This window comes from Paenarthrobacter aurescens, from assembly GCF_041549525.1.
GTDB classification, from domain to species: Bacteria; Actinomycetota; Actinomycetes; order Actinomycetales; family Micrococcaceae; genus Arthrobacter; species Arthrobacter aurescens.
Genome location: NZ_CP157456.1, coordinates 1,173,928 through 1,194,705, shown reverse-complemented (window position 1 = coordinate 1,194,705; position 20,778 = coordinate 1,173,928). Strand labels below are relative to the sequence as shown.

Annotated in this window: 20 protein-coding genes; 11 read left to right on the top strand and 9 right to left on the bottom strand. The window is 61.7% G+C overall.

What is annotated here, in order from left to right; genetic code table 11:
• Positions 1-179 precede the first annotated feature (179 nt).
• Positions 180-1,109, bottom strand: a complete 930-nt coding sequence (locus ABI796_RS05685; RefSeq protein ID WP_174754504.1) for an endonuclease domain-containing protein — start codon at positions 1,107-1,109, stop codon at positions 180-182.
• 237 nt (positions 1,110-1,346) lie between these two features.
• Between ABI796_RS05685 and ABI796_RS05680 the strand changes: the two genes are divergently transcribed.
• Genes ABI796_RS05680 through ABI796_RS05670 form a run of 3 tightly spaced genes read left to right on the top strand, consistent with a single transcriptional unit; the run spans position 1,347 to position 4,623 of the window.
• Entirely contained in the window at positions 1,347-2,294 is a 948-nt protein-coding gene (locus tag ABI796_RS05680; RefSeq protein ID WP_141283120.1) for an N-acetylglucosamine kinase, read from the top strand.
• The gene (murQ, locus tag ABI796_RS05675) at positions 2,269-3,219 is read left to right on the top strand and encodes an N-acetylmuramic acid 6-phosphate etherase (RefSeq protein ID WP_141283121.1); all 951 of its coding nucleotides are present in this window, start codon (positions 2,269-2,271) and stop codon (positions 3,217-3,219) included. The genes ABI796_RS05680 and murQ overlap by 26 nt, the downstream gene beginning before the upstream one ends.
• Before the next feature lie 51 nt (positions 3,220-3,270).
• A complete protein-coding gene (locus tag ABI796_RS05670) occupies positions 3,271-4,623 on the top strand; it encodes an MFS transporter (RefSeq protein WP_141283122.1) in 1,353 nt (450 codons plus the stop codon).
• 8 nt (positions 4,624-4,631) lie between these two features.
• Here the strand turns inward: ABI796_RS05670 and purN are convergent, their stop codons facing one another.
• Complete coding sequence (gene purN / locus ABI796_RS05665; RefSeq protein WP_141283123.1) at positions 4,632-5,201, bottom strand: phosphoribosylglycinamide formyltransferase; 570 nt, start codon at positions 5,199-5,201, stop codon at positions 4,632-4,634.
• Between the two features lie 11 nt (positions 5,202-5,212).
• Here purN and ABI796_RS05660 point away from each other — a divergent pair, with 11 nt between their 5' ends.
• Positions 5,213-5,662, top strand: coding sequence for an iron ABC transporter permease (locus ABI796_RS05660; RefSeq protein WP_141283124.1), 450 nt, complete (start codon positions 5,213-5,215; stop codon positions 5,660-5,662).
• Positions 5,663-5,693: 31 nt separating this feature from the next.
• On the opposite strand, the gene ABI796_RS05655 is transcribed toward ABI796_RS05660, so the two are convergent.
• The 4 genes from ABI796_RS05655 to ABI796_RS05640 all read right to left on the bottom strand — a co-directional run bounded on the left by ABI796_RS05655 (position 5,694) and on the right by ABI796_RS05640 (position 8,851).
• A complete protein-coding gene (locus ABI796_RS05655) occupies positions 5,694-7,025 on the bottom strand; it encodes a DUF6350 family protein (RefSeq protein ID WP_141283125.1) in 1,332 nt (443 codons plus the stop codon).
• Positions 7,026-7,419: 394 nt separating this feature from the next.
• Positions 7,420-7,797, bottom strand: a complete 378-nt coding sequence (locus tag ABI796_RS05650) for a hypothetical protein (RefSeq protein ID WP_141283126.1) — start codon at positions 7,795-7,797, stop codon at positions 7,420-7,422.
• Positions 7,794-8,147: a J domain-containing protein gene (locus tag ABI796_RS05645; protein ID WP_246095753.1), complete on the bottom strand. Its 354-nt coding sequence runs from the start codon at positions 8,145-8,147 to the stop codon at positions 7,794-7,796. The genes ABI796_RS05650 and ABI796_RS05645 overlap by 4 nt, the downstream gene beginning before the upstream one ends.
• 281 nt (positions 8,148-8,428) lie before the next feature.
• Positions 8,429-8,851 (bottom strand): Hsp20/alpha crystallin family protein, encoded by a 423-nt coding sequence (locus ABI796_RS05640; RefSeq protein WP_026005349.1) that lies wholly within the window; start codon positions 8,849-8,851, stop codon positions 8,429-8,431.
• Between the two features lie 135 nt (positions 8,852-8,986).
• On the opposite strand from ABI796_RS05640, the gene ABI796_RS05635 reads away from it, so the two are divergent.
• The 6 genes from ABI796_RS05635 to ABI796_RS05610 all read left to right on the top strand — a co-directional run bounded on the left by ABI796_RS05635 (position 8,987) and on the right by ABI796_RS05610 (position 15,369).
• Positions 8,987-9,415, top strand: a complete 429-nt coding sequence (locus ABI796_RS05635) for a MerR family transcriptional regulator (protein WP_141283128.1) — start codon at positions 8,987-8,989, stop codon at positions 9,413-9,415.
• Between the two features lie 361 nt (positions 9,416-9,776).
• Entirely contained in the window at positions 9,777-11,282 is a 1,506-nt protein-coding gene (locus tag ABI796_RS05630) for an alpha/beta hydrolase (protein WP_170224892.1), read from the top strand.
• A 104-nt stretch (positions 11,283-11,386) separates the two neighbouring features.
• On the top strand, positions 11,387-12,556 hold the full coding sequence (locus ABI796_RS05625) for a glycosyltransferase family 1 protein (RefSeq protein ID WP_141283130.1): 1,170 nt from the start codon (positions 11,387-11,389) through the stop codon (positions 12,554-12,556).
• Positions 12,553-13,935, top strand: coding sequence for a UDP-glucose/GDP-mannose dehydrogenase family protein (locus tag ABI796_RS05620; RefSeq protein WP_141283131.1), 1,383 nt, complete (start codon positions 12,553-12,555; stop codon positions 13,933-13,935). The genes ABI796_RS05625 and ABI796_RS05620 overlap by 4 nt, the downstream gene beginning before the upstream one ends.
• Before the next feature lie 391 nt (positions 13,936-14,326).
• Positions 14,327-14,779, top strand: coding sequence for a hypothetical protein (locus ABI796_RS05615; RefSeq protein WP_246095746.1), 453 nt, complete (start codon positions 14,327-14,329; stop codon positions 14,777-14,779).
• A gap of 176 nt (positions 14,780-14,955) precedes the next feature.
• The gene (locus ABI796_RS05610; protein ID WP_141283132.1) at positions 14,956-15,369 is read left to right on the top strand and encodes a hypothetical protein; all 414 of its coding nucleotides are present in this window, start codon (positions 14,956-14,958) and stop codon (positions 15,367-15,369) included.
• A gap of 240 nt (positions 15,370-15,609) precedes the next feature.
• Here ABI796_RS05610 and ABI796_RS05605 read toward each other — a convergent pair whose 3' ends face one another.
• The 3 genes from ABI796_RS05605 to ABI796_RS05595 all read right to left on the bottom strand — a co-directional run bounded on the left by ABI796_RS05605 (position 15,610) and on the right by ABI796_RS05595 (position 20,046).
• Positions 15,610-16,872, bottom strand: coding sequence for an APC family permease (locus tag ABI796_RS05605; protein WP_141283133.1), 1,263 nt, complete (start codon positions 16,870-16,872; stop codon positions 15,610-15,612).
• 21 nt (positions 16,873-16,893) lie between these two features.
• Positions 16,894-19,452 (bottom strand): LuxR C-terminal-related transcriptional regulator, encoded by a 2,559-nt coding sequence (locus tag ABI796_RS05600; protein WP_281283975.1) that lies wholly within the window; start codon positions 19,450-19,452, stop codon positions 16,894-16,896.
• A 390-nt stretch (positions 19,453-19,842) separates the two neighbouring features.
• Positions 19,843-20,046, bottom strand: a complete 204-nt coding sequence (locus tag ABI796_RS05595) for a cold-shock protein (RefSeq protein ID WP_011773907.1) — start codon at positions 20,044-20,046, stop codon at positions 19,843-19,845.
• Between the two features lie 327 nt (positions 20,047-20,373).
• Here ABI796_RS05595 and ABI796_RS05590 point away from each other — a divergent pair, with 327 nt between their 5' ends.
• Complete coding sequence (locus ABI796_RS05590) at positions 20,374-20,745, top strand: TfoX/Sxy family protein (protein ID WP_141283134.1); 372 nt, start codon at positions 20,374-20,376, stop codon at positions 20,743-20,745.
• Positions 20,746-20,778: the final 33 nt, after the last annotated feature.

Sequence of the window (20,778 nt, the reverse complement as noted above, 5' to 3'; positions counted from 1 at the left end):
CACCCGGCCCCACACGTTGCCCCCCTCCGTTGCGGGGCCCACTCTGCGTGCCTTCCCCGGCGCCAAGGCCGCACACCCGGCCCCACAAGTTGGTGGCTCCTGCGTTGCGAGGCCCACTCTGCGTCCCACTCCCGGCACGAAGGCCGCACACCAGGCCCCACAACTCGGCAGACGAGAAACTACGACGACGGCCCTCGCCACCTGCGCGACACCAACGCATCGCGCACCTTCCGTTCCGCGTTGGCCCACCCGCCTTTCATCTGGACATCGGAAAATTTCAGAACGATCCACCCCAAGGCGCGAAGCCGATCGTCGCGTTCGATGTCCTTGCCCCATTGCACCGGGTCCGAGCGGTGATGATCACCCTCATACTCCATGGCAATTTTGTACTCCTTGTACTGGAGATCAGGGGTGGATATGTAACTCCCGTGCTCGTCGAAGATCGGTGCGGTAATTTCTGGCTCCGGCAGTCCGGCGTCGACGATTTTCAGACGCAGCCTTGACTCTTGAGGGGAATCGACGCCCGTCCTCAGCAACGTCAGAACTTCCCGGGCCATTCTGATTCCCTTGACCTTGGGACGCCGATCAATAACTTCATGGATGGCTTCGATCGAGGACAAGGGATTTTCCCTGGACAGCAAAGAATCGCCAGCTGCCACGAGGGACGACCTTCCCATGTGTCTGGCCAGATCCACCCATGTCCATTCCGGCGATGTCAGTCGAACCCCGTTCACCACGCGAACGTCCCGGGCAAGCAGCGGAGCCCGATGTCCTATCACTCCGCGACGCTTCACCCTGCCGATCTCTTGCCGTCGGGTTACATGGATTGGCCCGCTCTTGCCCTCGTCCTGGAGGTAAATGGGCAGCGGCATGGACCATAACAGTGCTGCCGTGACGTGACTGATTGCGCAGCGCGGAGTGACTGCCGTGTGCAGCCGCGCGAGCAGTTCGAGGTCGCGTTCGTTCGTCGCGGCGATACGAATGCCCCGACTCGGCGTCACGAGTTCTTTGGTTTGGAGCCGCCACCGTGGAACGCCGGAAGCGTACGCGTCGGTTACAAGGAAGCCTTGTGGGTTGATGTCCATTGGCAAAGGGGTGATCTTCCGCATGGGTCCATGCTTGCGGGAAACGATGGCTCGCATTCGGTTATCCACAGAATCGGCCCCCGGAGGCCCACCTGACTACTCCTCCACAAGACTTGCGGGGCCCGCTCTGCGCGCCATTCCTGGCTCAAAAGGCGCACATCAGGCCCCACAACGCATTGCCGGATCCGTTGCGGGGCCCGCTCTGCGCGCTAAACCACCAACCAACCACGCAGAACGGGCCCCGCAACATAGGGTTGATCCATGGAAGCCACCGAGGTTGTTCTTGTTGCCGATGTTGGGAAGAGCCGTTGCCGCGTGGAGCTGCGCAGCGGTACGGAGTTGCTGGGCGCCGCGGACCAGCACGGTTTCCCCGGGGTGCACGTGGACAACGGGCCCACCCTCGCGTTCGAACTCCTCCTCGAAACTGTGAGCCTCCTTCCGCCCGGCCTTCCGATGAGCGGGATCACCGGCGTTGGCGCGGCTGTGGCAGGGGTTGAGGCGTCCGCGGAAAAGTCGCAGGAGCTGGCCACCATGTTGTCCCAAAGATTCAGCGTGCCCGCAGCCGTCCTCTCTGATGCCACGGCCGCCCAGCTTGGAGCACTTCAGGGCGCCCCCGGAACCGCCCTCATTGTTGGCACAGGCGCCGTGGCGTTCCGCTTTGACGAAGCGGGCAATCTGCACCGCGCCGACGGTTGGGGTCCCTATTTGGGCGATCGCGGCAGCGGGCGGTGGATTGGCCAGCAGGGTCTTCAGGCAGTTCTTGAAGCGCACGACGGCGGCCCGGCCACGTCCCTCTCCGCTGCTGCTGGCGCTCTGGTTGAGTCGCCCGAAATGCTTCCGGGTTGGCTCGCGGCAAACGAGAACCCCTACCGGGCAATGGCCCGGTTCGCGCCGCTGGTTCTGCACGCCGCGGAGGCGGGTGACGCCGTCGCACATGACATCGTCAGCGAGGCGTGCCGCATTCTGACCCATACGGTGAAGCTCGCGTCGGGCGGGGACAACGGCAGCAGCCCTCGCGTGGCGCTTCTGGGCGGTGTGGTGGGCTCGGACTTCTTCGCGTCGCTCTTGCGGAAGTCCCTCGCTTCGGCTGGGATTGAGGTGGTGGCGCCGCTGGGCGATGGCTTGGATGGTGCTGCCCTCGCTGCGACGCGCCGCGGGCTCATCCAGGAAAGGTACATCCATCGTGACGGAACAAACTGGCCCGACTAACGCCGACAACCTAGCGGGCCTGCGCACGGAACTGGCCGGACTGCAGACCGAGGCCACAGCCGAGGGCCTGGAAAACCTGGACATCCTTGGCACTGAAGAACTCGTCGCAGCGATGCTCGCCCACAGTGCAGGAGTACACGCCGCCGTTGCGGCCGCCAGTCCGGCGATTGTTCAAACGGTCGACGCCGTTGCGGAGCGACTCCAGCGCGGTGGCCGCCTTTTGTATGTGGGAGCGGGAACGGCCGGGCGGCTCGGTGTGCTGGATGCGAGCGAGTGCCCGCCGACGTTCGGTACCCCGCCGGGACTCGTCGTCGGGCTGATCGCGGGCGGCACCAAAGCGATCCAGCAGCCGGTGGAGTATGCCGAGGACAATGCAACTGCCGGCGCGCGGGACCTGCACGACGTGAACGTGACCGAAGCCGACGCCGTCGTGGGCATTACGGCCTCGGGCAGGACGCCGTACGTGATCGGTGCCCTGGAGGAAGCCCGCAAGCGGGGAGCTTTTACGGCGTCGCTGGCGTGCAACAAGGGTTCGGCCGTGAGCCATCTGGCCGTTGCCGCCATTGAGGTTGTTGTGGGTCCGGAGTTCATTGCGGGCTCCACCCGGCTGAACTCGGGCACGGCGCAGAAACTTGTCCTGAACATGATCAGCACTTTGGTGATGGTGAAGCTCGGCAAGACGTACGGAAACCTCATGGTGGATCTGCGTGCCACCAACGAGAAATTGCTGGCCCGCTCGCAGCGCACGGTTCAGCACGCCACCGGGGTTTCGGCCCAGGAGGCTGCGGCGGCTCTGGACTCTGTTGGCGGTTCGGTGAAAGCGGCCATTTTGGTACTCCTGACGGGCATCGAGGCAGGTCAGGCCAAGGGTGCTTTGGAAGAAGCCGGCGGTTTCCTGCGAAGGGCAATCGAGAACCGGAAGTAACGCGTCCTGCAGCGTGGGCCCCAGCGCATAAAGTTGCATGCAGGAGGGCAAATGAATACATACACAGCCGTGCCCAGCGGCGAACAAGTGGTGCAGGAACTGCCATGGCGGTGGAAGGTCCAGGGGCGGATTTTCCTGATCGGCGGGCTCGGGTTCATGTTCGACGCCTGGGATGTGACACTCAACGGCATCCTGATACCGCTACTGTCCAAGCACTGGTCTTTGCAGCCGGCTGACGCTGCATGGATCGGCACGGCCAACCTTATTGGCATGGCCGTGGGCGCGTTTGCGTGGGGCACCATTGCGGACACCATCGGCCGCAAAAAGGCATTCACAGCCACCCTCCTGATTTTCAGCATCTTCACGGTTCTGGGTGCCTTCGCCCCGGACATTGTGTGGTTCTGCCTTTTCCGCTTCATGGCCGGCTTTGGCTTGGGCGGCTGCATCCCCGTGGATTACGCGCTGGTGGGTGAGTTCACGCCCCGGAAGCAACGGGGCAAGGTGCTCACGGCCATGGATGGGTGGTGGCCCATTGGTGCCGCGCTCTGCGGCTTTGTCTCCGCCGGGCTTGTGGCGGCCTTTGGCGATTGGCGGCTCACCATGCTGATCATGGTGCTGCCGGCGTTGCTGGTGTTTTGGGTGCGGCGTTCCGTTCCGGAGTCTCCGCTGTTCCTGATTCGTGCGGGTCGTCGCACTGAGGCGGCTGCCGTGATTGATGGTTTGGTGAAGGCAACCGGCGCCGAGGCGCGGGCGTATAGCTTGCCTGAACCCCAGGCCGCGCCGCGTCTCTCCCCCGGCAGTGCCTGGGCGCAGTTGCGTGGGATCTGGCAGTTCAACTGGAAGATCACCACAGCGGCCTGGGCGTTGTTCTTCAGCATCCTGCTGGTCTATTACTTGTCGCTCACTTGGATGCCCCGCATTCTCATCGGCGCCGGGTTCGAGGAGTACAAGGCGTTTGTCACCACGGCGAGCATGGCCGCGGTCGGACTTTTGGGCGTCGTTGTTGCCGCCCTGCTGGTGGAGCGTGTTGGGCGTAAGTGGATCCTGGCCATCACCGGTCCGTTGTCCGCGCTGACGCTGGTGATTGTGGCGTTCGTGGTGGATGTGCCGTCGGCTGCCGTGTTCTGGCTGCTGGTGTTCGGCTTTGTGGTCCAGGTGGCCATTCCGGTTCTGTATGCGTATGTGTCCGAGCTGTACCCAACGGAACTTCGTGGCTCCGGCTTCGGCTGGGCCTCTACGTTCTCCCGCATCGGCGCAGGCTTCGGCCCCTTGGTGTTCGCCTCGTTCTTCTGGCCGGAGTTCGGCTTGGCGCAGTCGTTCGCCATGGCTGGCGGGCTGGTGCTGCTGTCCGTGCTGTGGATGGCGTTCTTCGCCCCGGAGACGAAGCAGCGCGTCCTCTCCTGATCCGGCCCCTAGGCGGGGCCGGCAGCCAGGTCAGCGAGCGTTTGAACCAGGAGGCGGCGCTCCACTACCTTGATGCGCTCGTGCAGGGATTCTTCCGAGTCCTCAGGGAGAACTGTCACCGCTTCCTGGGCGATGATGGGGCCCGTGTCCACGCCGGCGTCGGCCCAGTGAACGGTGCACCCAGTGACCTTCACGCCGTAGGCGATTGCGTCGCGCACTCCGTGGGCGCCCGGGAACGACGGCAGCAGGGCTGGGTGCGTGTTGACGTATTTGCCGCCGAAAGCGTCGATGAAGTCGGCACTGACGATCCTCATGAAGCCTGAGGAAACCACCACGTCCGGCTGGTAGGACAGGACTTTGTCGCGCAGGGCGGTATCCCACTCGGCACGGGTATCGAACGAGTTGAAGTTGACCACGAACGTCTCAATCCCGGCTTCGTCGGAGCGCTCAACACCGTAGGTATCGGGCCGGTCGGCGCCCACAGCGGCGATCTCGACATCCAGTTCACCCGACTTCACGGCGTCGATGACTGCCTGAAGATTTGAACCGGTACCGGAGACGAGGACAACAATGCGCATTGCACTAGCTTATGGGCGGCTCGCGTAGGCTGGAAAACATGAATCCCGACGTCGGTTCCAAGCCGAACCAACAACCCCGCTCCGAGGCAGAGAAGTCTGCCCTTGGCGTGAGCCAGAACCTCTTCCGCGCCTTCCTTTTGGCGGCTTTGGGCGCGTTCTTCGTTTTCTCGCTGAATGTGAACTACGTGTGGTTGAGCGCCATCCTGACGCTTGCCGCGTTGGTGCTGGGCATTGTGGTGTTGGTCCGGACGCTGAAGCACAAGCACCCCAGGCTGATGCTGTTCGGGACAATTTCGGGCCTGGTTGTCACGGCTGTGATGTGCCTGCTGATCCTGACGTCGACGCTTTTCTTCAATCAGGTCAGCACGTACCAGGACTGCTCACGCAGCGCGCTCACGGAATCTGCCAAGACGCAGTGCCTCACGCAGCTGGAGAACTCCATGCCGGGGCCGTTGCGGTAGGCTCGCCCCGGCGTTAGCCGAGCGGACCCACTCAGGCGTGTTCGTCGTCGTACGCTGCTTCGTCGAGGTTCGCCTCGCGCTGCTTCTGGCTGCGTTCCAGCCACGGCCCCACTGCGTAGCCAATCACGACGCCGATGCCCACTTCGGCGGCCAGCCATACTGCCATCCACAACGGGTGGGGTCCGATTTCCGTGAGCCGCCCAACGCCCGCTGAACCGCGGGCGATCCATGCAAGGGCACCGCCGAGCAGCCCGGCAACGGAGCCGATGAGTGCGCCCAGGAACAGGGTGGAAACGGCGGCCGTGAACCAACGGGCTTTGATCTTGATGGAGAGCCACTCGTCAAAATGGTTCTCGCCTTCGCGCAGGAACCACCAACCCGCCAGGATCCCCGCGACAACCGGCAGTGCAAGGGCCATGACCCCGAATTCGAGCTGTCCCGCGGGAAGGGCACCAAGGACGGGAAGGGCAGGAAGAGGTCCGACGGCGGTGCCCAGCGGACCCGCTGTTGAGCCGACACCCAGCGAGAAGCCGGCCCCTGTGGACCACGACAGGGCGAAAATGACGAGGTTGGGCAGGTAGCCGAGCTGTGCGATGGTGAGCACGGCACCGCCCATGGCGCCGGCTTTCAGTCCCTCGTAGACGGCAATAATGTCCGTCCAGTGCCACACGATGGTGACGGCCAGGAGCAATGCTGCCAGGCAGACCGAAGCCATGGTGGCCACGAAGCCGGCCTTCAGAGCCGAGCCCACGTAGGAGCCGGCCCAGCGGGAATGCTGGCTGGTCTTAGCAAGCCACGCCACGGCGTCGACGCCGATCAGCCGGCTCCACGAGCCTGCCTCACGCCGGGCACCAACAATCATGCCCAGGCCAAAGGAGATCAGCGGAATGGTCATGGCAAACCAAAGATTGATGCCGACTTCCGGTGTCCGGCAAATGAATCCGGTGGCAGTCCCGAACGCCGCGTACACCACAAACGCACCAAAGAAGGCCTGCCACAGCTGGTCCGTGTAGGACGCCCGGGCGAGCCTGCGGCCTGCGCGCCATGAGAGCAGGAACGGGATGAGCGTCAGGCCAAGGGGAAAGAGGGACAACAAACCGGAACCTGGTTGGGCCGCGGTGCCGATGTTGACCTGTGCCAGCTCCAGGGGGACACCGTGGATCAGCAGCCAAGCCTGGCCGCCCAGCCGTGCCAAGGAGTCCACGTTCCGGTCCTGGAACCCGTCCGTTGCCCACACTCCCACCAGCGGGAGGATCACAACAATGGCGGAAATGAACGCTGCCTGAGCCGCTTCCAAACCACCCTGCAGCCAAAGGGGCATGGGGAGGCCACGGTTTCCGGTCTGATCAGCGCGCAGTTTCATCGTGATCTATCGTGCCACGGGGCGCCCCGCCCGCCCGGGAGGCTCCCCTGAAATACCGCGAATTCCAGCGCTTTTTCCCAAGGGCCGCCGTAAAATGGGAGGTGTTCTCCCGGGGATGGAGCCCTCAACCGCCACTTCTGCTCTTCCCCGCCCTGTGCAGACTTTGCAAGACCCGGAAACAATCGAAGCCGGGAACTAGGAGCGGCCAATGAATCGGTGTCACAACTAATAACAGAAAGTCGTACTAGCCGCTGGTGCAGCCGCCTGGGATTCGTTCCGCAGGCTGCACCAGCCTTCTTTTGCGCTTCACGCCCCTCGCCGAGGGGCGACTTCTCGGCACTTTGGTGCCCACTTAGAGCCGAGAGCTCACCCCTGGTTGAGGAAAGCACGCCCCCTAAAGCTGCGGCCCGTAAATGAACTCCTTGGCGTGGTTGACGGCCTTCTTGAAGGCATCGTTGCGGAGAGTGACCTGCTCGCGGCTGGCTCCCCCGCTGGGCTCCAGGAACGTCGTTGGTCCTGGGCGAAGCATCCAGATATCCCCGGCCGGCGGGAGGTAGAAAACGCCGAAAGAGCGGTGCTCGGGATCGTCGGTCCAGATGGGAACCACGGCCACGGCAGCGCCGGTGTCCGGGTTGATCCATTGAGCGCGGGGCATGGGTTGTTCGTGGACTTCGGGGTCCAGGAAAGGTGCCGTCCCTCTCCCCCAACGTTTCTCGAACCGCTCATAGAACGCGGGAATGATGTGGCCGTCATAGGGACGCCAAGCGCTCATGGATTACTCCTCGGTGATCTCAGATTGCGGGGTGAAGGATCCCAACGGGACGGTCCAAACGACAATGGGGACTGCTCGCGTTGGGGAGCCGTGGACCCGGAGCGGTGGAAGCGCACTTTCACCGGCGTCCCGCCAGTACTACCGGGTGTTCTGCGCGCACGATCGTATGCCGCCCGCTTTCCTGGGTCCGACAAAACGACGTACGCCTGCATGATGGCGTGCAGTTCCTGGAGGTCGGCCGCGGAGGTGGTGCCGCCGTCGTCGGCCCTCTGGCGTGTGTCCGGGTGATGCGTCCGTAGCAGCGAGCGGTAGGCGCGGGTGATTTCACGGGCCGTCGCGTCCGGCGACACGTGAAGAGTGGCGTAGTGGTCAGGTTGGGTGCTCACCTGCTGCTCCGGTTCCTGCTGCGGACTGGTTCCTGCTGCGGACTGGGAGATGGCCCCCGGCGTGGACCGGGGGCCATCAACTCGGGAGACGACGGGCGGGGGTCGCTTTCATGTGCGCTAAAAAACGCTGTGACGTGGCGCGAAGCCTGCGCCCAACTATTCCGATGCGGCCGCCTCCGTTGTTCCCGCTCGGCGCCCCGCCGGTCAGCCACCCCCGGGTGAGCCTTCCGGCAGGGCGGACGGGCTTAGGCGTTAATTTCCTGCCTCTGCCCGCTGGACTGGATTTCGATGCGCCGCGGCTTGGCCTTCTCGGCAACGGGGATGCGGAGTGTGAGCACGCCGGCGTCGTAGCTTGCCTGGACGCCATCGGTATCCAAGGTGTCACCGAGGATGAGTTGGCGGCTGAAGACGCCTTGGGGGCGTTCGGCGGCGATCATCTCGGTGTTCTCGCCAGCGGGCGACTTACGTTCTGCCTTTACGGTGAGGACATTGCGCTCGACGTCCAGGTCAACCGTTTGCGGATCCACCCCTGGCAGATCGAAGGCAACAACGAATTGTCCGTCCTCCTGCCATGCATCCATCGGCATTCCGGCCGGGCGTGCTGTTGTGCCAAAAACCTGTTGTGCGAGCCTGTCGAATTCGCGGAACGGGTCAGTGCGCATCAGCATGTGGTTCTCACTCCTTTGGTCTTGATGCTGACTCTGTTGTGCCAGCCTTATCTGTGGTGGCTGGTATAGATTTTTTATAGCACCGGTGAGAGAGTTGATGCAAGTAGTTTTCCGGAAGATTTTTGGAGGTTCTTGATGGCGGCATCGGACGGCGGAACTCCTGCTGAGGAGTACGACGGCGGACTGGCGGCTTCCGGCGCGGACGGCACCTCTGGTGCGGGGCCGGGCACGCGCGGCGTCTACGCGATTTCGGTGGCTGCCGAGCTCGTTGGCACCGGGCAGCAGAACATCCGCCAATACGAACGCAAGGGCCTGCTCACCCCTGGCAGGACCGACGGCGGCACTCGCCGATACAGCGAAAACGACCTCGCGACGCTGCGCAGGATCGGGGCGCTCCTTGATGAGGGGCTGAACCTGGCCGGCGTGAAGCTGGTGCTGGAACTCGAGGCGGAAAACCGGGGATTGACGGAGGACAACAAGGGGCTGGCTGACGACAACCGCGGGCTACGGGAAGATAACCGTGGGTTGCGGAAGGATTTGAAGCGGGCGCGGGGTGGGGCCTGAGGCAGTTCACTGCGCCCGAAATTGCCGCGGCATTGCTAGCCGAAGCTGACGTTCAGCCGCGAGTTGGCCGGTTAGGATAACGCAGGTCCGATAACGGATACGAAAACTAAGATCTGGAGTACCTGTGACCTCCTTGCGGCACCTTGAGGCCAAACTTTACAACAGAGCATCACGCCTTGAGTGTCTGCAGACCCTGCAATTTGTAGACAACGAGGACGAGCCAGGTCTATCAGTCGCAATATTTGAACTGCTTCGAGCTGGTACCATTATTGCTGGCTACGGTATCAATGCCTCAGCGAGGTCCGGAGAGAATAGCAGTCGAATAAAATTCGGTAATGCGATGCGCGTTCTCTGGCGCGACATGTCCGAAAGCACAACCCTGGCCGCGTGTATAGAGCCAGCTCTGGTATCCCTAGACGTCTTCACACGCGAATTCAGCACCGCTAGTGAGGCTAATCAGCGAACGTATTCCATGGCATACGTTTCAGGGCTGCTGGTTCGCGTGAACTCGAACCTCGGCAAACGCGGTGAATCACTCTCGGGCTTGGCGAATACCATCCTTCGAATCACAGAGTTTTCAGCGTTGCGCGATGCCAGCCAAGCAACCAAGCCCTGGATCGCTCTGGAAAACCTTACCTCTGTCGGCCCGCTTCCGCCGTCAACCCTTGGTCTCATTCCCTCATCCCTCAATACCACTAGGATTATCGAGGACCTTGACGTCGTTGACGATTCAGGCACAGCCCGCCGAAGCCAAATGGCGGGCAGCGCCAAGGAACCTGTAGGCGTCATCTTGGGGCCAAGCCAGCACGCGCGGAACCTCAGTGATGAAGATTTCGACCCCTCCCACCTGCAGTCCTCCCGGATAGACCCGGCAACCTCTGGTCAATATCCTGTCTGGTTCGCTACAAACCGCATTCGAGAAAAGGGCGAAGGTTCCTCGATTACTTTCCAAAATGGTCGAGGACACAATTCAGAAAACCACTACGGACGAGCCCTCGTCTCTATACCGCGGGAACATCGGCCAGGTTCCTTGAGGGGTTCCCGCTGGCGGCGACTGCTCAAACCAAGCTCCTACGACGGACCCATGACCCTCTTAGGCATACAGACCTTCGAATGTGGTGAACAATTTGCTGCTGCGCTATCGGCTGAACTTGACAGTTACCCCACCCAGGAGCGCACGGCCTTAGTGTACGTCCATGGGTACAATACTTCTTTCAAACAAGCCGCAATACGGGCGGCTCAAATCGGATTTGATCTGGACGTAGAAGGAATCACTGCACTTTACAGCTGGCCCTCCTTTGCCAAACCACTAGCATATGTTGGTGACCAGAATAGTGCCGATGATAGCGAAGAGGCATTCGCAGACTTCTTGCGCTTGCTTTGTAAGGATACTGGCGCCACCAAGGTAAACCTCGTAGTACATTCCATGGGCAATAGACTTCTCGGCCGATCGATTCAGGAACTGGCTCGCTCAACCGTTAACGATAAAGTCCGGTTCGGTGCCATCATTTTAGCTGCACCAGATGTGGATGTTCCGCTTTTCAGGCGCCTCGCCACGGCGTATCCCGCAATATCCGACAGAACCACCATGTACGTTTCAAAGTGGGATGGAGCCCTGGCCCTAGCCAAGGCTCTTCAAACTTCTGATCGAGCTGGTTTTTCACCTCCCGTCACGGTCTTGCCGGACATCGATACAGTTCAGGTTAGGTCATTCGACCTCTCGACTTTTGGCCACGGATACTACGCCAAGGCGAGGGGGGTCATTGCCGACATGCAGTCCGTTCTACTTGGACTAGGCCAGAACCAAGAGCGCATACAGATGAGAGCCGAACCTCCGTCCGACGACGTTTTTTGGGCGATTCCCTAGCGACGAAGCAAGGAAGCCACCCAACCCACCTGTTAACCAACTCTTCCCCCGCAAGCCACCCCCGCGCACCCAGCAAGCCAACCGCCGCCACCACCGTTGAAGGCGTGAGGATCGCAATCGTCGCCGAATCATTCCTGCCATTGATGAATGGGGTAACCCATTCCATACTGCGGGTGCTGGAGCATCTGCAGGAGCGCGGGGATGAGGTGATGGTGATCGCGCCGTCGACCTCGGACACTGATGTTTCGAGCGTCGAGAAGGGTGCGTATGTGCACCGGCTTCCTTCGGTGCCGCTGGCCGGCTACACGAATGTGCGGGTTGCGTTGGGTGGTGTGAATCGGGTCAAGCGAATCCTTGCCGATTTCTCCCCCGACGTGGTTCACCTCGCTTCCCCGTTCGTCCTCGGCTGGCGCGCCGTGCAGGCCGCCCATCAGCTGGGCATCCCCACTGTGGCCATTTACCAAACCGAGGTTCCCAGCTATGCCGCCCGATACGGCGTGCCGTTCCTGGAGAACTGGGCCTGGAACCGCGTGGACAACATCCACCTCCTAGCCACCCGAACCCTTGTGCCGTCAACGTTCGCGCTGAACCAGTTGCGCGGACGCGGCATCTTGCGCGTGGACATGTGGCGCCGCGGTGTGGATACCGCGCGCTTCAACCCTGCGAAACGTTCGACGGCGTGGCGCAGCTCGGTAGCGCGCGATGGTCACCGCATCATCGGCTACGTCGGCCGGCTCGCCGTCGAGAAGCAGGTTGAAGATCTCGCGGTGCTAGCCGATTTGCCGAACACGAAGCTGGTCATCGTTGGCGATGGTCCGCAGCGTGAGGCCCTCCAGACGGCACTGCCGAACGCCCACTTTGCCGGTTTCCTTGGCGGAGATGCTTTAGCGGAGGCCGTCGCAGGATTTGATCTTTTCGTCCATCCGGGCGAGTTCGAGACTTTCTGCCAAACCATCCAGGAGGCCATGGCATCCGGTGTTCCCGTGGTGGCGACCGGCCGTGGCGGGCCCTTGGATCTCGTCGAGAACTCGCGCACGGGTTGGCTTTATGAGCCCGGAAATCTGGCTCAGCTGCGCGGTTACGTACAGGACTTGATCGGCGACGACGCCAAGCGCCGCGCGTTCGCCACGGCAGCAACCGCGTCGGTGCAGGGCCGCACGTGGCCCGTGCTCAGCGCGGACCTGGTGCGCCATTACAACGAAGTCATCGCCGGTGTGCCCATCGGAACATCCGGGCCCAGCGAGTTCACCTCAAGCAAAGGAACCTCCTCATGAAGATTTCCGTGATCGGTTGCGGCTACCTCGGCGCAGTCCACGCCGCAACGCTCGCTTCGATGGGCCACGCCGTGGTGGGTATCGACGTCGATTCCTCCAAAGTTGAGCAGCTCAACAAGGCGTTGGCACCGTTCCATGAACCGGGCCTGGACGAGCTCCTTAGGGACGGCCGGACCACCGGCCGGCTCGTGTTCACCACGGACTTCGCTGCTGCTGCGGATGCGCAGGTCCATTTCCTGTGCGTGGGCACCCCGCAGTCCAAAACCTCTGACACCGCCGACCTCTCCTACCTGATGGGCGCCACAAGGAGCCTCCTTCCCCACCTGGCTAAGGGGGCCGCCGTCGTCGGTAAATCAACAGTGCCGGTAGGCACGGTGGAGACGCTCCGCGCTGTCCTGGCCCGACGCTCGGACGTGCTGCTTGGCTGGAACCCCGAGTTCCTGCGTCAGGGCACGGCCGTGAAGGATTCGCTGGTCCCAGACCGTCTTGTTTACGGCGTTCCGGGCGGCAAGGGTGCTGCAGCGGGCGCGCCGATCACCGCCGTTCTGGATGCCGTGTACGAGCCCCTCATCAGTGCCGGCATCCCGCGGCTGGTGTGTAACTTCGCAACCGCGGAGCTCATCAAGTCGGCGTCGAACGCGTTCCTCGCCACGAAGGTCAGTTTCATCAACGCGATGGCCGAGCTGTGCGACGCGTCGGGCGCCGATGTAAGCGAGCTGAGCGAGGCGATGGGTCTGGATCCGCGGATCGGAAACCGGTACCTGCACGCGGGTCTCGGCTTTGGTGGCGGATGTCTGCCGAAGGACATCAGGTCTTTCCGCGCTCAGGCACGCGAGCTCTCGGTGCCGTCGGTGGATGAATGGATGGCCCTGGTTGACTCGGTGAACCTGGACCAGCGCTCCCGCGCCGTGGAGGTTGCCCGCGAAATGTGCCGCGGTTTCCTGTCCGGCCGCACCGTGACCATCCTTGGCGCGGCGTTCAAACCCGACACCGACGACATCCGCGACTCCCCCGCACTGGACGTCGCACAGCAACTCGCGGACGCCGGCACGCACGTGACCGTCACCGACCCCAAAGCCATCAACAACGCCTGGATCCGCTACCCGCAGATCCGCTTCGAGGCCTCCACTAAACGCGCTCTCGAAGGCGCCGAGCTGGTGCTGCTGCTCACCGAATGGGACGAATACGTCCAGCTCTCGCCGGTTGTTGCCGGGGCACTCGTACGACGCCGGATGGTGCTGGACGCTCGCAACGTACTGGACGCTGAGGCTTGGCGCTGTGCCGGGTGGACGGTGCGCGGGTTGGGAACGGGTGCCTCCATTATTGACGCGGAAGGTGTCGAGGAGAGCGGCACCAAGAAGAAGCACGCGGCGCGCTAAGTAATAGAAGGCTTCTCCTCCCTCTGCTGTTGTGCAAGGTGTTATGGTCACTGCACGCGCCATCGCATCGGCGCATCTACAAGGGGGCAATACATTGAAAAAGGGTTCTATTCGCACGGCCAAAAATAGGCATTTCGGAAGCAAGTCTTCGTGGACGCCTAGCCGAAAAACATTGGGGCTCGTGGCCGTCACCTCGCTGCTCATTACAGCCACAGCGTGCGCTCAGGGGGCATCAATTAGTGCCAGCTCTGTAAACAGTACAAAGGCATCGCCTTCCGCAACTCCATCTCCGACGCCAAGCAAAGTAGCCGGCACGGTCTGTACAACGGAGAAGGCGACTCAGACTTCTGCCGGTCAGACATTTGTTTGCGTCATTGATCAGGCTGGCAAGATGACGTGGCTGGACTCAGCCAGCGCCAAGAAACTGTTGGACCAGCGGTCCGCGGAGGCGGCGGCAAAGGCTGCCGCGGAAAAGGCGGCAGCCGACAAGGCTGCAGCAGATAAGGCCGCAGCGGATAAAGCGGCAGCCGACCAGGCAGCCGCAGCGCAGGCAGCGGCCGACAAGGCGGCAGCGGATGCCGCAGCTGCGGCCAAGGCGGCCGCAGATAAAGCAGCGGCAGATGCCGCAGCACAAGCACAGGCGAAAGTGGTTCCGGCTGCTCCGCCCGCTCAAAACGCTTGCGACCCGAACTACTCCGGATGCGTGCCAATCGCCTCGGACGTGGACTGCGCGGGTGGCAGCGGCAACGGCCCAGCATATGTCAGGGGACCTGTCACGGTGATTGGTACAGATATCTATCAGCTTGACGGCAACGACAATGATGGAATCGGCTGCGAAAGGTAACTAAAGGCTGGGACGGCCGCAGCTCGAAAGGCTGCGGCCGTCCGGGCGCATGTAGACGCCAAGTAACAACGGCGGCCCACGCTTCTGCCAGCGCCAGGCAGGTTCCGCGTCACATGTCACTGGTTCCGGCTACTACCTCTTTGGACGGGTTGACCGACAAAGACTAGGACTTGCCAGTGATCACACATTTCTACCCAGTAGCTCTTCGCATCATCACCTGCGTTATTGCAGTTTGCTCAGCGGTGTCAGCCACCCTGCTGTGGACGGCACCGCCTCCGCAGGAATTTCCAGTTCTTGAGCCCGCATATGTGCAGCTGGGAGCCGTGTTTCTCCTGGTGGTTCTGGGAGTTGTGGTTCCAGTGGCGGCTTTGATCGCCGAGCCGCTCAAGTACCTGCTTCTCAAGATCGGACTATTCACGGCGGCGGGCTTCGGTAACGCCCTGATGCTCAGTCCCCTCATTGTGGTGCCGCTTCAGGAGACGTTCACGGCGGTGGCTGCTATCTGCTCTGCAGCCCTGACGATTGCCAGCATCGTCACGTACATGGAGTCGGTGGAACGACGAAACGCTCGACGGCGCGCCACCACCTAGGCGCTCCGCTCCAGCACCTAATTTGCTTCCCCACTACCCCTAATTCGAGCTGTATCGGCACCTAGTCGCCGGTTCCGGACACCTAGAGCCCAAAAACTGCCCATAGTCTCTTCTTGTGCCTCCGGGGCGGCTATCCCGGTGTCCGGCGGGAGTCCCATCTGCCCTGACGTCGGGGGCACTGCGGCACGGTTCCACCTTCACCCCCTGGTGGGACCGTGCCTACTAAAGCCTAGTAAAGCGTCATCGGGTTGGGCGGCTTAATCGCAACCGGACTAAGCGGTACACAGCACCAATGGCGAACATCAGAACGCCCAGGCCGGCGGACACCGGCGGAAGGGTTGCAACGAGAACCACGCAAGCCACCGCCCCGGCCACCTGCAGGAACTTCGGGTACCGGCGGTCCTGGGAAGGCTGGGTGTAGGCGGCGATATTGGCTACCAAGTAGTAGAGCAGAACTCCGAATGATGAAAAGCCGATTGCCCCTCGAAGGTCCGCTACCGCGATGATCAGGCAGATCACCACGGCAAGCGTGATCTCGGCACGATGCGGGACTTTGTACCGCGGATGTACTGCGGAGAGCCAGTGCGGCAAGTCGTGTTCCCGAGCCATCGCCAGGCTCGTCCTCCCAAGCCCTGCAATGAGCGCCAACAGTGCGCCAAGTGAGGCTACCGCGGCACCAACACGGACCACTGGCGCAAGCCATCCCAAGGCCCCAGCATTTACCGCATCGGCCAACGGAGTCGGCGTGGCGGCTACGCCGTCCGGGCCAAGAGCCGCCAGCAACGTCACGGCAATACCGGCGTAGATGATGATGGTGATCCCTAAAGCGATGCTGATGGCCCGGGGTATGGTGCGTTTGGGCTCGCGTACTTCCTCACCCATTGTTGCGATCCTTGCGTACCCGGCAAACGCGAAGAACAACAGCCCGGCCGATTGCAGGATGCCGTACCAGCCGTGGGCAAGCAGCCCCTCCCCCACAAAATCGCTAAAGTCGGGGCCGGTGCCGCCCCACACCGCCGCGACGGCAATGGCCAGAGCGGCAAGCACCGCAATCACCAGCACCCGTGTCAGGCCTGCTGTCCGGGTCACCCCGTGATAGTTCACCGCCGTCAGAACCACGACGGCGGCAATCGCCACCGGGCGTTCCCAACCTTGCGGTGCGGCATAGGCGGCAAAGGTCATGGCCATGGCAGCAGCACTCGCCGTCTTGCCGATGACGAAGCCCCATCCCGCCAGGAACCCGGGCCAAGGGCCGAGCCGTTCGCGTCCGTAGATATAGGTGCCACCGGATGTTGGGTAGGCTGCGGCCAGTTGGGCCGAGGATGTGGCGTTGCAGAAGGCGACGAAGGCGGCCACCACCAGCCCGATGAGCAGCCCTGATCCTGCGGCTGCGGCGGCTGGGGTGAAGGCAGCGAAAACGCCGGCACCAATCATGGACCCTAAACCGATCAGTGAAGCGTCAAAGGTGCCTAGTCGGCGGGCCAACACCGGGGAGTTATTCACAGAAACTCAGCCTATCCCGGCTCAACGTGGAGGAAGTGAATTCCCCACGAGCATGAAAAGGCTATTACGGGACGTTGCCCCGGACTTTCTCAGTGCGTTGGAGATGTGGTTCTCCACTGTCCTGGCGCTGATCCCCAGTTGTTCCGCGATCTCCACGTTGGTACGGTGTCCGGCCAGAATGGCTACCTCGATCTCTCTTTCAGTTAGCGGTGTGCTCCTGAAAGCGTTGAAAGAGAGCTGCTCATTGGCTGACGGGAACCGGACAGCGAAGATAGAGGAAGCTTGTGCCATGGCGTCAGCTGCCCTCGCGTCCCCCTCGATCACATGCCGTTTTAGAGCCCCTCGCAGCAGCATCCCAATCTGGTAAGTATCTGCGTCTGGTTCATAGTGTTTGAGGAGAAGCCCCAGAAGCTTGTGGTCACCTTCAACCACCGCGGACGCGATGGCTATGAGCTGATCGTGAATGGCAAGCCCACTGTTGCGCATGATCTTCTGCAGCAGGTCCAGGGCGGGCTTGCCAGGGCAAAGGCAGGTACAAAGCAGCGCCGTCATCATGGCTTCGAAAGCGTAGCCGCTCTTCAGCTGCCGTCGAATGAGTTTCGCGGATGCCCGGTCAAACGAGGAAGGTTGAGTGTTGTATTTGGCTACCAGCTCGTATGCCCCCTTGCCGATGCCCGGAAGCGGTCCCACATCTGCCACTTCCGTTCGCGCCTGCGCGGCTATGGAGAGCGCCGGAACTATGGCAGTTGTGACGTGTCGGAGCCCTGCGAGCCTGAGCATGGCGTCGTAGAGCGAGTCCACCACAAGGCCTGGGCGTCCCATCGCGAAGACGCTGCTCATGAGGTACTCAGCCTCCTCGAAGTGTCCACGGTAGAGCAGGCCGTGCGCGGCCACGTAACTGCTGGTGACTACGCCGAACAGGTCCAAGTTCCTTCGCGCTTCTGCTCGCCAGTCCAAGGCCAGCACCAAGGACTCCTCTACACGACCAGCAGCGAAAAGCGCGAAACTGCGGACGAACGGGCGCAGATGCAAGAACGCGTCGTCGTCGCCCGCTCCGTCCACTGCTTGCAGGGCCGCTGCCGGCTTGAAGCGGTAGAGCTCCAGCAGCCCTTGGACTAAGCCGCCCATGCCCGCCTCCGGGTTTTCAACAGTTCTTGCCACCTTGGCTACGTCCAGCGGAACCCTGCCGTGTGACGAACTGAGGAACAGGATCGCGTCTTCCGCCTCCGCCTGCAAGTGCGGGTTGTTCACTGCGAACTTTTGGAGGATGTCGACGGCGGCCCTCGGGCCTCGCCCAGTATGGATCGCGAGCATAGCCTCGGTGATGGTGACAAACAGCAGGTCCCGGGGATCGGCGTCGGCGTCAGTTGTTTCAGCACAGACGCGGCTGGCACGTTCCAGATCCACGGGTGCGCCCCAATAGATGCGGAGGAATGCTGCTGCATTGGCCGCCGTTTTGTTGTCCTGCCAGCGCTCAAAGCGGATACGTTCCCTCTCAGCGTTGTGCTCTTGGATTTGCCGGGAAGTAATGGCGTCGTCATCACCCCGTTCGAGGCGGAGTGAGGCAAGCACGCGCGAGAGGCTGTCCGAACTCGGGTATTGTTCCGGGACGCCGTGTGGAGCTGCTTCAAGAAGGCCTGCCACTTTGCTTCGGAGCAGTTTGCGGTCACGTAGCTTCTTGCTCCCGCGGAAGTAGTCAGCTATCACTGGTGGGCTGATGGCAGCTATGGAACCGTTGTGGTTATCAGCCAGAACGGACAGGAACCCTCTGCGTTCCAACCCTTCCAAAGCGTCCGCGTGAATGACCTTGTGGAGTACATCCACCCTTGCCGTACCGAGAATCGCCATGATGTGCAGCGCGGTGAACTCATCCGGAGTTAGTTCAGCCAGGAGTGCCTCAAGCGTGCCGCGTAAGTGCTCGTTCCATAGGCTGTCCGCGGACATAGTCCATTGCTGGTCCTTCAAGACCAACAGATTGCTCAGTGAGGCAGTCTCTGCAATCCGCACTATAAGGCGCGGGTTGCCGGCCGATTTGGTGAGGATGCGGGCGGTTGTGTTTGCGTCAGCCGGGGCCCCAAGCACTTGTGCAATAAGGAAGTGGACCTGCTCATAGTGGAGGGGATCCAGTTGCAGATGCGCCTCCCGGCCATTGTTGAGAACGGCCAACTGACCTCGGGAGAAGACCCAAGTTTCCGGTGCCGTGGCCACCATAGGGCAGTCCGATCTCCGCCTCACAGCTTCCAGTACGGCAAGGGATTCGCTGTCCACCAGGTGAAGATCGTCAACTACCAGCAAGTGCTTGCCCGCCTTGGCTAGCTGGCTGGAGAACACGTCGGCGATGTCCAGCACTCCGCTGCGGCCCGGCCTAACATCCAGTCCGAGTCCTTTGATGGCCGCATATGGGATGGAGCGGTGCGTGCGGAGACCGCTAATGAAGTGCACAGACACTCCGGCTTTCTCCAAGTTGCTCATGACGCTGCGCAACACCGTGGTCTTACCGCTACCGGGTGCTCCAACAACCCTCACTCCGATGCCGCGTGCGACGAAGTCCAGGATTCGTTGAACCTCTGAATCGAACACGCGACCTAGCCTTCTGTTTTTGTGGATGCCCGACATGCGGCTCACTTCGCAGGCTAGATCTTGAAAACGGGACTAGGTGGCAAATCGGCCTTGCACAGGCGTTTTTGGGTCCTACTAGGTGGTGATCCGGGCAAAAGTAGGTGCTCTGGAGACTCGTCTAGGTGGTGGGGATGTTCGGTAGCGGGATGATCCACGGGTGCTCCCTCAGCTCTGCGGGTTGATTTACCCCCAACGCTACGTAGAGACGGGAACGAATTACATGGGTGTAATTCACTATGTGGATATGTATTCTAAACGCATTTCAATGGCTAGAAGATATCTTCTATAAGAGGGCAGACAAAAAAGCAGGGCCGGTCAGTGACCGGCCCTGCTCTTCGAGTTATCCGAAGACTAGATAGCCTGGATGTTTACTGCCTGGGGACCCTTGGGGCCCTGCTCGACGTCGAAGGAAACCTTCTGGTTCTCTTCGAGGGAGCGGTAGCCCGAGGAGTTGATCGCAGAGTAGTGAGCGAAAACGTCCTGGCTGCCATCTTCAGGAGAGATGAAGCCGAAGCCCTTTTCGGAGTTGAACCATTTCACGGTACCTGTAGCCATTTTTTCAGTCCTTACTGAAGGTGGAGAGTTGTCCCGACTTTCGGGTCTCCGGGTGTGGGGTGTTCTCCACCGTTACTTCAGAAGGTCACGATCCGGAAGGATCATGGGGACTGCCTGAACTACCAAATGCCAAACACAACAACACCGTCTAGTCTACAGAGATTTGGGGAGATGGGAAGCGGTAAGCCCACTTCTTCTGAAATTTATCCATTTGAGGTACGCCAAAGCCGCCCCAAGCGGCTACCGCCATCAGCGGACCTAGCTGGCTCCGCACCGCCGTCGTATGCTGCAGTCAGAGTCAACCGCGCGCCAAAATCCGAGGAAATCATGCAGATGCCAAAGCCGTCCGAGGCGGACAAGGAACGCTTCCGCTCAGTGGTACCCGACCACCCGGACGTGGTGGTCAAACCCATGTTCGGCAATCTGGGTGCATTCGTTAACGGGAACATGTTTGCCGGACTCTTCGGTCCAACCATCGGCGTCAAGCTTTCAGAGACTGACAAGGCCGATCTTGAGTCGTCTCAGCAAACCCAACCTTTCGGGCCGGAGGAACGTCCCATGGGCGGCTACGTCGGGCTCCCGGAAGGATGGAATGACCATCCCGCCGAGGCCGAGCCGTGGGTGGCGAAGGCCTTCGCGCACGTGGCATCGCTCCCCGCGAAGGAGCCTAAAGCGAAGGCGCCCAAGAAGAAGGTCTAATCCTTGGCTTTGCCGTTACGCGGAGCTATATCT

What these genes read in the sequence shown, in the direction of transcription:
- ABI796_RS05685 (WP_174754504.1), bottom strand. Translation starts at nt 1,109, where the DNA reads ATGCGGAAGATCACCCCTTTGCCAATGGACATCAACCCACAAGGCTTC.
- ABI796_RS05680 (WP_141283120.1), top strand. Translation starts at nt 1,347, where the DNA reads ATGGAAGCCACCGAGGTTGTTCTTGTTGCCGATGTTGGGAAGAGCCGT.
- ABI796_RS05670 (WP_141283122.1), top strand. Translation starts at nt 3,271, where the DNA reads ATGAATACATACACAGCCGTGCCCAGCGGCGAACAAGTGGTGCAGGAA.
- purN (WP_141283123.1), bottom strand. Translation starts at nt 5,201, where the DNA reads ATGCGCATTGTTGTCCTCGTCTCCGGTACCGGTTCAAATCTTCAGGCA.
- ABI796_RS05660 (WP_141283124.1), top strand. Translation starts at nt 5,213, where the DNA reads ATGGGCGGCTCGCGTAGGCTGGAAAACATGAATCCCGACGTCGGTTCC.
- ABI796_RS05655 (WP_141283125.1), bottom strand. Translation starts at nt 7,025, where the DNA reads ATGAAACTGCGCGCTGATCAGACCGGAAACCGTGGCCTCCCCATGCCC.
- ABI796_RS05650 (WP_141283126.1), bottom strand. Translation starts at nt 7,797, where the DNA reads ATGAGCGCTTGGCGTCCCTATGACGGCCACATCATTCCCGCGTTCTAT.
- ABI796_RS05640 (WP_026005349.1), bottom strand. Translation starts at nt 8,851, where the DNA reads ATGCTGATGCGCACTGACCCGTTCCGCGAATTCGACAGGCTCGCACAA.
- ABI796_RS05635 (WP_141283128.1), top strand. Translation starts at nt 8,987, where the DNA reads ATGGCGGCATCGGACGGCGGAACTCCTGCTGAGGAGTACGACGGCGGA.
- ABI796_RS05630 (WP_170224892.1), top strand. Translation starts at nt 9,777, where the DNA reads ATGTCCGAAAGCACAACCCTGGCCGCGTGTATAGAGCCAGCTCTGGTA.
- ABI796_RS05620 (WP_141283131.1), top strand. Translation starts at nt 12,553, where the DNA reads ATGAAGATTTCCGTGATCGGTTGCGGCTACCTCGGCGCAGTCCACGCC.
- ABI796_RS05615 (WP_246095746.1), top strand. Translation starts at nt 14,327, where the DNA reads ATGACGTGGCTGGACTCAGCCAGCGCCAAGAAACTGTTGGACCAGCGG.
- ABI796_RS05595 (WP_011773907.1), bottom strand. Translation starts at nt 20,046, where the DNA reads ATGGCTACAGGTACCGTGAAATGGTTCAACTCCGAAAAGGGCTTCGGC.
- ABI796_RS05590 (WP_141283134.1), top strand. Translation starts at nt 20,374, where the DNA reads ATGCAGATGCCAAAGCCGTCCGAGGCGGACAAGGAACGCTTCCGCTCA.